The organism is Photobacterium sp. TY1-4 (assembly GCF_025398175.1).
GTDB lineage: Bacteria > Pseudomonadota > Gammaproteobacteria > Enterobacterales > Vibrionaceae > Photobacterium.
Genome location: NZ_CP099735.1, coordinates 1316798 through 1331622, shown reverse-complemented (window position 1 = coordinate 1331622; position 14825 = coordinate 1316798). Strand labels below are relative to the sequence as shown.

11 protein-coding genes and 2 pseudogenes are annotated in these 14825 nt (G+C 51.5%); 6 read left to right on the top strand and 7 right to left on the bottom strand.

Features of this window, described 5'->3' with window-relative positions; genetic code table 11:
- Positions 1 to 103: 103 nt before the first annotated feature.
- Together NH461_RS22750 and NH461_RS22745 are read right to left on the bottom strand one after the other, a co-directional pair.
- Entirely contained in the window at positions 104 to 1921 is a 1818-nt protein-coding gene (locus NH461_RS22750) for a hypothetical protein (RefSeq protein ID WP_261603239.1), read from the bottom strand.
- A 305-nt stretch (positions 1922 to 2226) separates the two neighbouring features.
- Positions 2227 to 3585 carry a PLP-dependent aminotransferase family protein gene (locus NH461_RS22745; protein WP_261603238.1) on the bottom strand — a complete coding sequence of 453 codons (1359 nt, stop codon included), beginning with the start codon at positions 3583 to 3585 and terminating at the stop codon, positions 2227 to 2229.
- 342 nt (positions 3586 to 3927) lie between these two features.
- Here NH461_RS22745 and NH461_RS22740 point away from each other — a divergent pair, with 342 nt between their 5' ends.
- Positions 3928 to 4842 (top strand): NAD(P)-dependent oxidoreductase, encoded by a 915-nt coding sequence (locus tag NH461_RS22740; RefSeq protein WP_261603237.1) that lies wholly within the window; start codon positions 3928 to 3930, stop codon positions 4840 to 4842.
- 108 nt (positions 4843 to 4950) lie between these two features.
- On the opposite strand, the gene NH461_RS22735 is transcribed toward NH461_RS22740, so the two are convergent.
- A complete protein-coding gene (locus tag NH461_RS22735) occupies positions 4951 to 5460 on the bottom strand; it encodes a DUF4865 family protein (RefSeq protein ID WP_315903270.1) in 510 nt (169 codons plus the stop codon).
- Between the two features lie 157 nt (positions 5461 to 5617).
- Here NH461_RS22735 and NH461_RS22730 point away from each other — a divergent pair, with 157 nt between their 5' ends.
- The 3 genes and pseudogenes from NH461_RS22730 to NH461_RS22720 form a co-directional block, all read left to right on the top strand.
- Positions 5618 to 6493 carry a LysR substrate-binding domain-containing protein gene (locus NH461_RS22730; RefSeq protein ID WP_261603235.1) on the top strand — a complete coding sequence of 292 codons (876 nt, stop codon included), beginning with the start codon at positions 5618 to 5620 and terminating at the stop codon, positions 6491 to 6493.
- Between the two features lie 685 nt (positions 6494 to 7178).
- Positions 7179 to 7463: pseudogene (locus NH461_RS22725) on the top strand (IS110 family transposase); the annotation flags it as partial.
- Between the two features lie 6 nt (positions 7464 to 7469).
- Positions 7470 to 7645, top strand: a pseudogene (locus NH461_RS22720) (IS110 family transposase); the annotation flags it as partial.
- A gap of 28 nt (positions 7646 to 7673) precedes the next feature.
- Here the strand turns inward: NH461_RS22720 and NH461_RS22715 are convergent.
- A complete protein-coding gene (locus NH461_RS22715) occupies positions 7674 to 8612 on the bottom strand; it encodes a hypothetical protein (RefSeq protein WP_261603234.1) in 939 nt (312 codons plus the stop codon).
- A gap of 692 nt (positions 8613 to 9304) precedes the next feature.
- Here NH461_RS22715 and NH461_RS22710 point away from each other — a divergent pair.
- Positions 9305 to 10696 (top strand): alpha-amylase family protein, encoded by a 1392-nt coding sequence (locus NH461_RS22710; protein WP_261604613.1) that lies wholly within the window; start codon positions 9305 to 9307, stop codon positions 10694 to 10696.
- A 117-nt stretch (positions 10697 to 10813) separates the two neighbouring features.
- Here NH461_RS22710 and NH461_RS22705 read toward each other — a convergent pair whose 3' ends face one another.
- Together NH461_RS22705 and NH461_RS22700 are read right to left on the bottom strand one after the other, a co-directional pair.
- Positions 10814 to 11923, bottom strand: coding sequence for a sensor domain-containing diguanylate cyclase (locus NH461_RS22705; protein ID WP_261603233.1), 1110 nt, complete (start codon positions 11921 to 11923; stop codon positions 10814 to 10816).
- 146 nt (positions 11924 to 12069) lie between these two features.
- Positions 12070 to 12999 (bottom strand): LysR substrate-binding domain-containing protein, encoded by a 930-nt coding sequence (locus NH461_RS22700; RefSeq protein WP_261603232.1) that lies wholly within the window; start codon positions 12997 to 12999, stop codon positions 12070 to 12072.
- A 114-nt stretch (positions 13000 to 13113) separates the two neighbouring features.
- Between NH461_RS22700 and NH461_RS22695 the strand changes: the two genes are divergently transcribed.
- The gene (locus NH461_RS22695; RefSeq protein WP_261603231.1) at positions 13114 to 14373 is read left to right on the top strand and encodes a D-amino acid dehydrogenase; all 1260 of its coding nucleotides are present in this window, start codon (positions 13114 to 13116) and stop codon (positions 14371 to 14373) included.
- 101 nt (positions 14374 to 14474) lie between these two features.
- On the opposite strand, the gene NH461_RS22690 is transcribed toward NH461_RS22695, so the two are convergent.
- Positions 14475 to 14669 (bottom strand): hypothetical protein, encoded by a 195-nt coding sequence (locus NH461_RS22690; protein WP_261603230.1) that lies wholly within the window; start codon positions 14667 to 14669, stop codon positions 14475 to 14477.
- Between the last annotated feature and the right edge of the window lie 156 nt (positions 14670 to 14825).

Genomic DNA, 14825 nt, shown 5'->3' with positions numbered 1-14825 from the left:
CAGAGGCTTGGCTCTGGCTCAGATTGCTTCAATTCAATCAAGCATAGGAGCTGAAGATTGGCTCGTCATGATGGACGAACTGCCTCAGGCTCCGGCATCTCGATTATTGAATTCGTCCCAGGGTGAACTGGTAGTGATTCGGGGTATCACATTCCTGAATAAACAGGGTTGGGAACGAGTTACTGTCCGGATCCGCTTCAGCTAATTGAGCGTTTTCGAATGCTAAAAACTCGCCGCCACGATCAACGAGATTATTCTTGTGTGTCCAGGTTAAGGTGTCGCCGTTGGGCAGTTTCACTTCGTAATGGGTGTTAAATGGCCCTGGGACAGCATCTTGAGAAATCCCGGCCGTGGTATCGAAACTTAAAGAACGGTCGCTCCCCTGATACGGGTGCATGACACCACTGGAGAAAGTGCCTTCAAAATCGCCATAGTCGACATGGTATGCGAAATTAATCTGCTTGATCGGCTCATTGATACCTGCGATTGAGTTGTTGCCGGCATCAAGACGAACTGTGATTTCGAGCGGTTTATCCCATGCCATAGGGGTGTGGCATGCTTGTGCGGATTCTGACTCGTTGTCACTCACTTTGGATTGCCAGGCTTGGTACAATGCCTCAGCTGCTTCTTTATTGTTGATCAGCAGGCCGTGATTGTTCCCGTCTGCGACCAGCAAGAAATCACGGTTGCTCGACATTAAGCGCCAGGACAGGGATTCATCGTCTTCCGGAAATTGAATCTCCAGGTTTTTATGACCATCGGTGTCTACAATGGCCCAGTTTGCTTCAAAGCCACCCTCTGAATCATTGATTTGCACCGTTCCTTCTTTCTCGCCAGAGAACACCAGCTCACCCAGCATTGGCTCAGGCGCTTTGCTATCCGAATCATCGCTGAGGAAATACCAAGTTTTGCCTTCGAACGATACCGCCTGCATGTCGGCCTGCTGGTATGCATCCGATGCCACCCAGAAGTGCAAATCTTGATTGTCCTGCTTCACATCGCTCAGGGTCAGCAAGATGTCTTCAGATGAGTAAATGAATTCATCTTCTTCCACTGAACCATCATCCCCTTTGACGAAAATACTCGACCCTTCAATGGAATAATCTGTTTTGCCATCTTCGCCTTCAATTGCAATTGTGCCGTCCTTGAAGCTCGCTTTCGCAATGCCTTCTTCCGAGAAATAAGCGTCATTGAAGCTTGCGATTGACCATCCGGCTTTCTTTTCCAGATGCTGCTGCAGGTCTTTGATGATGTTTTCCTGAACCACATTGCCTTCCTGATCAACTGTCAGAACGATGTCGTTCAGATCATTGAGCGTGTTCTTATTGGCATGCTCATGAATGGTTTCTTTTGCTTTCTGGATGATCTGATCGGTTTGTGCTAATTCAGCGCCGGCCACAGAGCGAGCAATGAAGTGTGCTTTCACAGCATCAACATTGGTGTCTTTTTGCTGAATGTAATCGCCGGAGATGACGGCTTCATCCAGATCCAGTGCAATGGCTAACTCACTGAGTGACATCTTTTTCTGAATCGCCAGTGTGGTAAAGGGTGTCACGACATCATGGTCAGCACTCGCTAGCATCGCGTAACTTTGCAGCAGGCGAGAGCCTGGGTTATCACTGTCTACCGTTTTACCGGCAACAATATTCGCGATAATCGGATAGCCGGACTGAGCTTCGCTGAGCTCGAAAGTCCCTTCACGATTGGTAAAGCCAACTTTTTCATCTGCATCGCACTTTTCATTTTGGTTCCTATCAACGCAAATTTCTGCGTTTGACAGATAACCATCGATGACTTTGATTGTTTTTTTCTGCGCCGTTTCTTTCTGGGGCTGCGGTGTTGAGTCAGAAGAGCCGCCACAGGCGGTCAGGGTTAACGCGGATAGAATAGACGTGGTAATCAGTGTTTTATTAATTTTCATTATTTCTCTGAATATTTTCTAAAAAAGATATTTCCATCTGTAATTCATATGAGATGGCGCTACTAAGCGAATAATATCATATGGCTAATTTTCTGTTCTATCAATAGCATACGAGAACATGATAAGGATATGAAATGGCGTATTTGATGCGGTGAAGTTGTGTGTCGAACGCTGTTGGGAGCGCCAGTGATCTGTAATGAATCAAAACCGACCGGTGATGGGCCGGATTTGATTCGAGCAGCATGAAAAGATCTGAAGGGAGATGAAAGGTCAAAAGGGGGTCTGTTTCAACTGCCCGTCGTTGCTCAGAACGGAAAGACGGTATTCATATCCGAGTGAAGCAGATCGTTTAATTGGCTCAGCCCTTCTTGCAGGCGTGCTTCGGTGCTGACGGACATCAGTGACAAACGAACGTGGTTACCTGGCGTAGCATGATCGGCCTGAAAGTAGCTGCCGCTGCTGACGATCAACCCGCGATGCTTCGCTTCCATGACAAAACGCTCCTGCTGCCAGTGCGCGGGCAGAGGAAGCCAGATCTGAAAGCCGTTGTGCTTCTGCTCTGAGAGATCCACCGCTGAACCTGTTAACACTGAACGTGCCAGTGCCTGCCGGCGCAGGGCGGTAGCGCGCTGGGCATCAGCGATGTCAAATGCCTGACCGCTCTCAATCATCTGACTGGCCACGGTGTGGTTGAATGGGGAGGAGAGCCAGATATTGGCGCGGATTTGGGCGTTCACTGTTACGACCTGACTATCCGGTACTTTGACATAGCCACATCGCAGTGCCGGGCTGATGGCTTTGGATAAACTGGAAATATGAAAGCCCTGCTCGGGGAGCCAGTTACAGATCGACGGGAGCGGTTCTGGATTCAGGAATCCGTAGATATCATCTTCAACGAGCCAGGCCGACGAGGTTGCGATGACTGTTGCGATTGCCTGGCGGCGCTGAGCCGGCATGGTGATCCCGGTCGGGTTCTGATGGGACGGGATCACGATCACCAGCTTGGGGTGATACTGGCCCAGGACCTCGCGCAGGCTGTGCGGGCACATGCCGTCATCGTCAAGTGCGACGCCAACCACATGCCTGCCCTGCAGGCTGGCAATTGCCAGAATCCCCGGATACGTCAGGGATTCGACGGCAATGGTGTCTCCGGGCTTGGTGAATGCGGTGATCAGTAGGGATAAAGCGTGCTGAGCACCGTTGGTCAGCAGGGTATTGTGTGGGGTGCCGCCAGCCAGGCCATATTGACGGGCCCATGTGACACCGGCGTGTCGGTGCTGTTCATGCCCGGAGTGCTCCACATAACCCGTCAGCGCTGGGGTCAGTTGTGTTGCCGCCTGCTGGAATGCGGTTTGCAGCTGGACGGTATTCTGATGGAGGCACGGCTGAAGGATGGAAAAGTTATACTCCGTTTCATTTTCAGGCGGGTGGATCGCTTGCGATAAGTTTGACTCGCCACAAACGTAAGTGCCGCGGCCGACGAAAGATTCCACGCGGTTTTTTTCAGCCAGGAGTTTGTAAGCTTTGGCGATGGTTGCCGGGGTCGTGTTCAGCTCCTGCGCTAGCTCCCGGTGAGGCGGCAGCTTGGAACCCGCCGGATACTGGCCTTCCGTGATGCGCAGCTCAATAATTGCCGCAATATTTCTGAACTTTATTTCACTCACACCATGCCTCTTCCGCTGACATTATCTCTTCATGCAATTATGACTTAGTTTAATCTTTTCCCGAACCCCTTTGAAATAAAATGAGATCTCCACATTGACATATGTCAATGTGAGTCATTATGATAAGCCCCAAGCTGAACACGGATTTTTGGGCGATGTACTGCGCAACATGATGGGCTGTCACTAGGGTTGTAAAATCGGAGCATCACCCGAGAGTCCAGTATTCACAGCTAAATTCATCGCGCAGGCTGGTGATGCCAGGGAACTGACTTCGGATGAGAAATACTCGTATTGACATAGTTCAATTTGGACCCTGAGCGTGTGTCATTAACAGAAACGCTGATGTTTGAGACATGGGCACAGATGAGGAAAGAGAGCATGGAAGGAAAAAAAGTCGCGTTTATTGGGCTGGGAGTGATGGGATATCCGATGGCCGGCCATTTGCAGACATCAGGTTACTCAACCACTGTGTATAACCGCACCGAGCGCAAAGCCAGGCAATGGGTCGAACAATATGCCGGTCGCTGGGCGCCAACGCCTGACGTCGCCGCAACCGGGTGCGATGTGGTGTTTGTCTGTGTCGGGAATGACGATGATGTCAGAAGTGTCGTCCTGGGTGAGCAGGGTGTTCTGGCGGGGATGAAGCCCGGGTCGGTCCTGGTTGATCATACAACGACCTCAGCCGAGTTGGCGCTGGAACTGGCGGCGGCCTGCAAACAGCAAGGCATCCATTTCATTGATGCGCCGGTTTCCGGCGGTCAGGCGGGCGCTGAAAACGGCGCACTAACCGTGATGTGCGGCGGTGAGCCGGCGATCTTCGAGACGGTTTCCACGGTGATGGATGCCTATGCCAAACAGGCCGTATTGCTCGGCGGGCATGGACAGGGCCAGCGCTGCAAAATGGTCAACCAGATCTGTATTGCCGGGGTTCTGCAGGGACTGAGCGAGGCAGTGTTGCTTGCCAAAGCTGCGAACCTGGATATCGAGCAGGTGGTCAATGTGCTCAAGCACGGTGCGGCAGGCTCCTGGCAGATGGAGAATCGTGCCGTGACCATGGCGGCAGATCAGTTTGATTTTGGGTTTGCGATTGACTGGATGCGCAAAGATCTCGCCATCTGCCTGAATGAAGCCGGGCGTCATGCACTGGCGTTGCCAATGACCCGCGAGGTCGATCAGAAATATGCCCAACTCCAGCAGCAGGGGCTGGGACGGATGGATACCTCTGTGCTGATCAAAGCGGCAAAGCCTGCATCATAAGCGAGCCGAAATGCCTCCGTGATGCCGGTTGAACAGTCTTTGAGTTGAAAAATCCGAGTGGCCGCCACTCGGATTTTTTGATGCATAAAGGTATATCCGGGGGGACGGTTACAGCTTGGTCGGAGCCATGTCGCAGTTGCCCCGCGCAATATAACCTACCACATAGACATCGCCGTCAAGTAATTCCTGCGCCTCAGAAGGGCGAACCCAGATCACCTCGAGCGGCTGCCATGTGCTGTAATTGATGCCCTGCACATGGGTATGTTGCCCCGAAGCCTGCTGGCCGATACGGATCACTGCCAGTTCATGTTCAGCCGTAGGCGCTGTCAGCTCGCCGTTTACAAACCAAGTCTCGACTTTCGGCTGGCCGAATTGTTCACACAGGGCTTTGAAGCCTTCACTTTGCAGAAAGGCAACCATCGCGTGATGATTTTCCCAAACATAGAACGGGGCGTAGCAGTTGACCGGTGAGGCGTAGTGCGTCGCATCCTTGCGGGCATAGAGATAGGTTTTGAAGATTAATCCGGGAAAGCCATTGAGTAGGTGTCCTTTGTCTTTGATTCGGTGCTCAATGGACGCCATAGGGTAGTCGGCCGGCAGCACGAATTTGTATTGCATTGCGATCACGAGGGGCTCCTTGTTTCTGTTTGGCGGTTCCGATTTGAACCTTGATGCTTATAATGGCACTGGATAACAATCCGAAAAATCAAAACATATGGGATCATTGGTTCGATAATTTGGGATGGTTGTCTGGACGTTCGGCCAGGGAGACGGGATGAAAGAGACGGTACTCGACTTACAGGCGCTGAAAACCTTTGTACTCGGCATTGAGTTCAACAGCTTTGCACTGGCGGCGAAGCATCAGCATAAATCGACCTCTGCGGTGAGTTCGCATCTGAAAAAACTGGAGCAACAGACCAATGCCACTCTGGTGAGGAAAGAAGGGCGATTACTGGTGCCCACCGCGCAAGGCGAGCAGTTGCTCAGTTACGCCAAAAAAATGCTGGCGCTTAATGACGAAGCGCTGGAAGCGTTGCGGTGGATTGATTTGCAGGGGACGGTGTCGGTCGGCCTGCAGGAAGACTTCTCGCAAGGGGTGCTCACTGAGTGCTTGGCCCGTTTTTCCCGGATCAATGATCAAGTACAGCTCAACACCATGATTGAGCGATACGCGACCCTGATTGCATCAGTCCAGGACGCTTCGCTCGATGTATCCGTGACCTGGCAAGGCCCCGTCACAACCCCTTATGCTGAACGGATTGCGGACACCACCATTCACTGGATTGCGGCCCCTGATTTTCCGCTGGCACAGTTTCTGGCAGCCCATCAGCCGGTGCCCCTGGTTGTGATAGAGCCCAACTGTCTGTTCAAGCAGAAAGCCACTGCCGCGCTGGATGCCGCCGGGATACGCTGGCAAGTGGTCTATCAAAGCCAGAGCTTAAGCGGCATCTGGCCGGCCGTGAATGCCGGGATCGGGATCACTGCCCGCCCCCGGATTGGTTGCCCGGAGACACTGGTCACTGCGGACGAAACCTTACCCGATTTGGGCCGGATTGGAATTCAGCTTCACCGCTCAAAACCAGTGATTCACGGTGCGGGGGAGAAGTTGATTGAATCCATGGCACGCGCGATTGAGGCGAGTTATGGGTAGGTAGTCAGCAAGGTGTTCAGTGGGATGTCGGTATTCTTTCGGTAAGAATTTTTGGGCAGTAATGAGCTAGAGGGTTTCCAATACCCGGATAGAAGTGTCGGCTGCGCGACACGTATCCTTATTTGTTAGAAGTTTGCTCACCTAGTGCTCCGACTTTCCCTTTTCGCGTCATGTGGGAAACAGTTTGTATACGCACGAGCAACATGATTTTTGCCATTGTCATCTACGACTACACAAACTAGATTGCACGGATTTCCCAATGCACTCCGCCAATTATGATGACGCTCCTCATAATCAGCTTCAAATTCAACGTAAACGTATGCTGAGCTAACCCATTCAAGCGGGATTGAACGTTTTATAAGTAACCCTTTAAACATTTTTGAATAGCGCTCAGTCATGAGGTCAAAGTGCGGATAATATGGGGTAATCTGTTGGGAGCAAAGATCTATAGAAACATACTTACTTTGAAGGTGATCTACGAACAGGTATAGCTTACCGATACCCCAATAACCATCGACATCATTGTTTCTACTCTGAAACGAACCAATAATACCGCTTGCGATACTACCTAGTTCTCTTCTGCGTCCCATATTTATTCCTAAAACTTCTAACGAATGACATGGACTCCCCCTCACAGGCTTTGCCACATTTGGTATGTCTGATTACAAAATCGCCGGAGGCCACCATGTCACCATCTGTCGATGGCATTGATTTAGCCAAACATAGCTTCAGTATCCACTGTGAAGATCACCAAGGCAAGGTATTGATCTACAAAACAATATCACGCTCGAAAGTTCTCTCGACGTTTGCCTATATCCCGCCATCAATTATCGGGATGGAAGCCTGCGGCGACTATCATTACTGGGCCCGAGAGCTGACAAAACTCGGTCATACGGCTAAGATCATGGCATCAAAATATGTGGCACCTTTCATAACGGGTGCTAAAAATGATCTCAATGATACCGTCGCGTTTTAATATATGGCGATGATGTTGGCCATGCAATGTAATCCGGTATTCAAGAGCACCTATCAGCGACATCTAGCGGAAGGAAAACCGAAAAAGTAGCCATCATTGCCTGTTTCAGGAAGATGGTTGTTATCCTCAATGCGATGCTTCGCGATGACGTCAGGTGGGAAGAGAAAACAGCATGAATTTAATCATTGACGCCATAGTCGTTTGTTATACATTTTTAACGATTACCTCAGCCACATATATTTTTGCGTATGGGTTTATTATTTTCCCGTCTGCCCGCTTTATGATCTGGTGACTTACCTCAATTACGCTAACTAAATAGTATTTATTGTTTATTTCTACTAAGTCAGAATTACGAAGCAAAATGGCACCCTCGTGAATAACTTTTTGATTGTCAGATCGATCAAGTAACTTATACTTTGTAAAGTTATCTCCAAAGCCTTTAGTTTCAATGACGAAAGGGAGCTTGGAATTTATATCGATTTTCTGAGTTGCAGAGAAAGTTTCGACTTGATACGTTGACAAAGTTAAGGAATGCCCTTGAAAATAACCCACTTTGTTAAGCACATCTGGACTCAGGGCACCTAATATTTGTTTATTACCATTCTCAAATACAACATGAAATATGTCACTTGAAGCTTGATATAGACTTAACGTTCGTGAAGCAAAATTTTCACTAATAGTTCTATACGAGGGAGGTTTATGTGATTGACTAAATAAGGGAAACTCAAGTTCTACTGGCGAACCATTTACAACATCGACAGCATACCACTTATCTACAGCTGGTATAACGTGCTGAGAGAGATCTAATGGTGTATGTCTCTCATCTTTTTCTGGCACATATTTCCCCAACTCAGAATTACTCCATACTGCGACACCAATCAGTACTGCTGAAGATCCCCCAACTTTTAAACCCTTCATTGAAAACGAGGCATCCCCAATACCACCAAGAAAACGATAGGCCAATGATGAGACTGCTATCCCAAGTAAGATCGAGATAACAGGTGGGGGAATAACTATCGGGTCACTTAGAAACCAAAGGACACATGCACCAACAGCTAATAGTAATGTCAACGCAAAAGCGATAATGATTACAACATCATCGCCTGAAAGTTGCTGCTTTTTATGGCGACTCTGATCTTCCATGGGTCTGCCTCCTTTTAAAAATGTATAACAGCCAATTAGGCAGCATGCTCGATTTCTCTCAGCTACCGCCCCAGTTTTGTCAGACACTATAGCTATAAAAAAACTTTATTTTCAATCGATTAGCTCACCAAAATTAAAAGTAAATCTTCAAAGCATCTGTGTAAAGTAAGCATTGTGATTTAACGAGACTGCGTACGCATTGACTGTTTGGTGTTTTTCCTTTTATATCAATGGTGTATAACCAAACGTGTTTCGCAAAGCAAGCAATTGCTGTCTCGTTAACACCTCCGAGAGAAGCTGAAATTAGCGGTTCTCACTGGTAACGGTTTATCTGAACAGATCAACTCGTGTTCGTCACTTATGAGCTTTCTGCACGAATAACAGCTTTCCATCGCATCAGGCTTTGCCTGAAACGCTCTCCGTCATGCGATTGGGTGAAACGAAAGGATGGCTTTAACGATTTGCTCTCCCCACCAAATCCCTCGCCGATCACATTAATGATGAATTAATTATTACCGTTGGAGACGTTCCTCTCATCCTGAGGTTGTGGCGCTCTCGATTCTCGTGATGGAGAAATAACCTATTGATGATTCCAATAATAACTCAAGCACAAGGTTTACCTTATGGTTACTTCTACATCCAAAAGACCGTTTACTTTTCATCAAACGACGTTGCATCAACGTTCCAAATCAATGCTGTTGGGGGCGGGGGTGCTGCTGGTTTCCGGCATGGGGGCTTCTGCCGCGCATGCCGAGACGATTTTGCATGCCTTTAACTGGAAATATAGTGATATTACGACTGAGGCCAAAGCGATCGCGGCGGCAGGGTATAAGAAGGTGCTGATCTCTCCGCCGCTGAAATCAGCCGGAGAGCAGTGGTGGGCGCGTTATCAGCCGCAGGACCTCCGCCTGATTGACTCCCCGTTGGGCAATAAAGAAGATTTGCAGGCGCTGATCACTGCTCTGAACAATGAAGGGGTGGCTGTGTATGCCGATGTGGTACTCAATCACATGGCCAACGAGAGCTGGAAACGCAGCGATCTGAACTATCCTGGCACTGAGTTGCTGGCGCAATACGACCAGGATATGGATTATGTGAACCGACAGAAGCTATTTGGTGATCTCAGTCTGGGGCAGTTTTCTGACAATGATTTCCACCCTGCAGGCTGTATCACCGACTGGAGCAATCCCGGCCACGTGCAGTACTGGCGTTTGTGCGGCGGCAATGGTGATACCGGGTTGCCGGATCTGGATCCGAACGCCTGGGTGGTGAGTCAGCAACGCCTGTACCTGCAAGCGTTAAAAGCAATGGGGATCAAAGGCTTTCGGGTCGATGCGGTCAAACACATGAGTGATTATCAAATCAGCCAGATCTTCACCCCGGAAATCACCGCCGGTATGCATGTGTTTGGTGAAGTGATCACCAGCGGCGGCAAAGGCAGCAGCGACTATCATACGTTTCTGGAGCCGTATCTGAACAATACTAACCATGGCGCTTACGATTTTCCGCTGTTCGCCTCGATTCGTGCTGCCTTTTCATTCGGCGGCAGCATGTCTCAGCTTCACGATCCGCAAGCCTATGGTCAGGCATTGGCAGATGAGCGCGCGATCACCTTTACCATCACGCATGATATTCCGACCAATGACGGTTTTCGCTATCAGATCCTGGACCCGACCGACGAGCAGCTGGCTTATGCATATATCCTGGGCAAGGATGGCGGGACGCCGCTGATCTACAGTGATGCGCTGTCTGCCGAAGAAGATAAAGATAACGGTCGCTGGAAGCATGTATGGAGCCGTAGTGAGATGGTCAGCATGATCAGTTTCCACAATCAGATGCAGGGAAAATCGATGGAGACGCTGTATAGCGATCAGTGCCTGCTGATCTTCAAGCGCGAAAAAGACGGACTGGTGGCAATCAATAAATGCGGCGAGGCGCGTTCTTACACCATCGATACCTACAATACTGAGTTTAACTGGTATATGCCGTATCAGGATAAGCTGAGCAGCCACAGTGAAACCATCACCTCGCGCTATCACACCTTGACGGTGCCGGGACGAACCGCGCGGATGCTGGCGTTGTAAGCCAGCCAGAAAGACAAAAAAGGGCCAGCCAGTTTGGCTCGCCCTTTTCATCAATGATCATCGCTCAATGGAGGGCGATTGGCCGTCCAGTCGCCTGTCGGCAGTTGCTTCTATTCATCACACCAGCATCGGATTAATTTCTGCTGTGGAGCTTTCGGTTTCCACGATCTCGCGTGACACGGTCACGTTTACCCACTCCATCCGGTTGCGGCCGTTCTGTTTAGCAGCATAAAGCGATTGGTCGGCGTAGCTGATGAGCTTGTCGAGCAGGCCGTTGAGATTGCTCTGAAAGCTGCCGTCACACTGGAAATGGCAGATTCCCAGGCTGGTGGTGATTTGGGTATTGAGCACCGAGATGGATGACACGGCCGTTAATAACCGGCGGCAGATTGCCTGCGTTTCCGTTAGCGAGGTGTCCGGCAGCCAGAGGGTGAACTCTTCCCCGCCGTAGCGGGCGACGAAATCTTGTGGGCGCAAGTGCTCCTGCAGGCAGGTGGCGATCGCAATCAGCGCCAGGTCGCCGCTCTGATGGCCGAATCGGTCATTGATTTTTTTGAAGTGGTCAATATCGATGAGCACAATGCTGGATGCCCGGCCATCCCGGTTGACCCGCGGCATTGCTTGCTGCAAATGTTTAAACAGACTGCGGCGGTTGGGTAGTTTGGTGAGGCTGTCGGTCCTGGCTTGTTCCTGCAGTTTCTCATTCAGCGCAATGAGCTCGGCTTCCTGCTGGCGGCGGATCAGCTCGACTTCAATCCAGGACGCCATCAGCTGGAGGGAGTCGATGTCGATGTCGTGAAACTGACGCGGGTAGGGGGCGGCGCTGGAGAAGTTGAGGGTGCCGTATAACTCGCCCTGGCAACGGATCGGGATGCCGATGTAGGATTCGAGCTGGAACTCGCGATAGGCCGGATGCTGGCCGAGTTCATCGCTTGCTTTGACATACTCTATCGCCACCGGATGATCGGTCCGGCAGGTCACGGAGCAGTAAGTACTGCCCAGGGCAAAATTGTCGCCCGGTTGGAGTGGTACCCCTTGCGGGCAGACACACTGGACCACGGTATAGACGCCGTTTTCGACCCGCGACAGGATGCCGATGTCCAGCTGAAAACGCTCAAGCCCCATCTTGAGCAGCGACTGGATCTGAGCGTCGAAGCCCTGATCATAGCGGCTGGTGATTTCATATAGGCGGCGGATCACCCGTTCACTTTCAGAGTAGTTTTCCATCACTGTGCTCCTGAATCCCTTGGTGCTCCGATGACCGCGCGGCGCTCACACCGGCGGAGATATGAAATTTGATTTACATTGTAAACGAATGTCTCAATAAGCCGAGCCGGGGGCGACGGTGAATGCGTCAGAGTGTGATCTGGCGTCTAACTTCCGGCACTGCTCTCGGTTGCATTTGCCTGATTTCGGGCGGCTTCACGAAGCCAGTCGATAAAACAGCCAATCGCCTGACCGTGCCGGTGCTGGATCAGGTAGTAACCGGCTTTGGCCGGAATGGCCTCAAACGGTGAGACCAACTTGCCGTTGTTCAAATCTTCCCGAAGCAGAGCCCCGCGGGCCATGGCGACGCCCAGTCCGGCTTCGGCTGCGGCCATTGCCATATCGGTGCGGTTAAAGTAGTGCCCCTTCTGGCTGTTGGCCTGCAGTCCCATTTTTTGAAACCAGTGATGCCACTCATAATCCGGCCGGGCATCGCGCCAGGGCATGGCGTCGTGCAGCAGCACCACCTGGCGCCAGCAATCCGCCGATTGCCAGTCGAACTTGTCCCGGTAGGCCGGGCTCATCACCGGGAGTAAATACTCGCTCATCAGCAGGGTGCCGGTGGTATGCGGCTGACGGCAGTAATCGATCACCAGATCGACGCTGGTGTCCTGATGGTCCACCAGGGCACCTTCGGCAAAGATCTGGACGTTGATGTCCGGATACTGCTGATAGAAATCCTGAAGTCTCGGCACCAGCCATTTGTAGGCGAAGGATGGGGTGAGCTTGAGCCGGACCTCACCTTCCGGGTCCGGCTGTTGCAGGCGGGCCAGGGTGTCGCTGATGTCGCTGAGGCTCTGGCTGACAACCTGATAGAGTTGCTGCCCCTTGTCGGTTAAACGGATGCCGCGGGAATGGCGTTCGAATAAAGTCAGGTTTAATTGTTGCTCCAATTGGCGGATCTGCTGACTGATCGCGCCGGTGGTGATGTGCAGATGCTCGGCAGCCTGCGTGAAGCTGCCGTAGCGGGCCGCGATGTTGAAGGTCGCGAGGCCGGACAGGGTCGAACCGGCGAGAGGTGAGGTGGAGGATGACATGGCTTGCCTTTAGAAAAACTAAACACTGCTGCTAAATATTATCGATTGTTATGCAAATGTAAATCGCGCATGCTCCGCTTTATTCTCAAAACGAACAGATAAGGTAAGCCGTCGATGGAAGTGATTGTTTTAGGAAGTGGTGTGGTGGGACTCACCTCCGCCTGGTATCTCGCCAAGGCCGGTCATGACGTCACTGTGGTGGATCGTCAGTCGCGCAGCGCCGAGGAAACCAGCTTTGCCAATGCCGGACAGATCTCTTACGGCTATTCGTCCCCGTGGGCGGCCCCGGGCATTCCGGTCAAAGCGATGAAATGGCTGATGCAGAAACATGCGCCGCTGAAGGTCAAACCTTCCGTTTCGCCGGAGCTTTATCTGTGGGCCGCGAAAATGCTGGCCAACTGTAGCCCCGATAAATACCAGATCAACAAGGCCAGAATGTTGCGGATTGCCAACTACAGCCGCGAGTGTCTGCTCGATCTGCGCCGGGAGCAGCAGGGCTTGAACTACGAAGGCCGCCAGCAGGGCACGTTGCAGGTGTTTCGTACCCAGGCCCAGGTGGACGCGGTGGTCAAAGATATTCAGGTGCTGGCCGAGAGCGGCACGCGTTTTGAAGAGCTGGATGTGGCCGGTTGTATTGCCGCGGAGCCCGCGCTGGCGCAGGTGAAAGACAAAATTGTCGGCGGCTTGCGCCTGCCCGATGATGAAACCGGAGATTGCTACCTGTTCTGCCAGCAACTCACTGAGCTGGCCCAACAGGCCGGGGTACGTTTTCTGTTTGAGACTCAGGTGACGCGCCTGAATCAGCAACATGGCAAAATTACCTCGATTTCAACCTCGGCCGGTGAATTGAAAGCCGATGCCTATGTGGTGGCGCTGGGGAGTTACTCGGCCGCTTTGCTGGCTCCGTTGGGGATGTCGATCCCGGTTTATCCGGTCAAAGGCTACTCGCTAACGATGCCGATTGCAGATGCTGCCGCGGCACCGGTGTCCACGGTGATGGATGAGACCTATAAAGTGGCCATGACTCGGTTTGATGATCGGATCCGGGTGGCGGGTACGGCCGAGCTGGCCGGTTATGATTTCAGTCTGGCGGAAAAGCGTAAGGCGACCATTGCCATGGTGATCCAGGATCTGTTCCCGAATGGTGGTGATATTGTCAAGGCGGAATACTGGAGTGGCCTGCGGCCGATGACGCCGGACGGTACGCCGGTGATCGGCAAAACAACCTACACCAATCTGTTCACCAATACTGGCCACGGTACGCTGGGTTGGACCATGGCCTGCGGCTCTGCACGGTTGCTGGCGGATATTGTCAGCGGTCAGGAGACCGATATCGATCCGGCCGGGCTGGATGTCTTCCGCTATGCCGGTTAACCGTTAGGCACTTGTCTGAAGCGGGCTGGCGGTCGGGCTCTTCCATGTGAACACACGAGTGAATGCATGGATGAAACCGGCCGCCGGGCCGGAACCGAAGGTTAGCAGTTGCCTTTTTTCGCTTGTCCCGGTGGACAGAATGAGCCGTGGCTGTGGTGGTCGCGGTCGTGGCTTTCTTGTTGCTCTGTGGTCGCCCGGATTTTCACCCCGTCTACTTCCCCTGCCACATGGGTCAGCTGACAGCCGCCCAGTAAACCGGAGATAAGCAATAGGCTGAAGACATTACGCTTTTTCATAACAGTCGGAGATTTCGTTAAACATAGATCGGTCAATGATAGAGCAAGGCCCGGCGGCCGATGTTAGGAAAATGTCAGAGGTTACTTTTTGGTCGAAATGAATTGCTGAAGCTGTAGTAAAATTGAAGGGTAAGCAGTGTTTTATGTTGTAAAGCA

Bases quoted from the DNA above. Each gene is read 5' to 3' on its own strand.
- NH461_RS22750 (WP_261603239.1), bottom strand. From the start codon at position 1,921: ATGAAAATTAATAAAACACTGATTACCACGTCTATTCTATCCGCGTTA.
- NH461_RS22740 (WP_261603237.1), top strand. From the start codon at position 3,928: ATGTTTGAGACATGGGCACAGATGAGGAAAGAGAGCATGGAAGGAAAA.
- NH461_RS22735 (WP_315903270.1), bottom strand. From the start codon at position 5,460: ATGCAATACAAATTCGTGCTGCCGGCCGACTACCCTATGGCGTCCATT.
- NH461_RS22730 (WP_261603235.1), top strand. From the start codon at position 5,618: ATGAAAGAGACGGTACTCGACTTACAGGCGCTGAAAACCTTTGTACTC.
- NH461_RS22715 (WP_261603234.1), bottom strand. From the start codon at position 8,612: ATGGAAGATCAGAGTCGCCATAAAAAGCAGCAACTTTCAGGCGATGAT.
- NH461_RS22710 (WP_261604613.1), top strand. From the start codon at position 9,305: ATGCTGTTGGGGGCGGGGGTGCTGCTGGTTTCCGGCATGGGGGCTTCT.
- NH461_RS22705 (WP_261603233.1), bottom strand. From the start codon at position 11,923: ATGGAAAACTACTCTGAAAGTGAACGGGTGATCCGCCGCCTATATGAA.
- NH461_RS22700 (WP_261603232.1), bottom strand. From the start codon at position 12,999: ATGTCATCCTCCACCTCACCTCTCGCCGGTTCGACCCTGTCCGGCCTC.
- NH461_RS22695 (WP_261603231.1), top strand. From the start codon at position 13,114: ATGGAAGTGATTGTTTTAGGAAGTGGTGTGGTGGGACTCACCTCCGCC.
- NH461_RS22690 (WP_261603230.1), bottom strand. From the start codon at position 14,669: ATGAAAAAGCGTAATGTCTTCAGCCTATTGCTTATCTCCGGTTTACTG.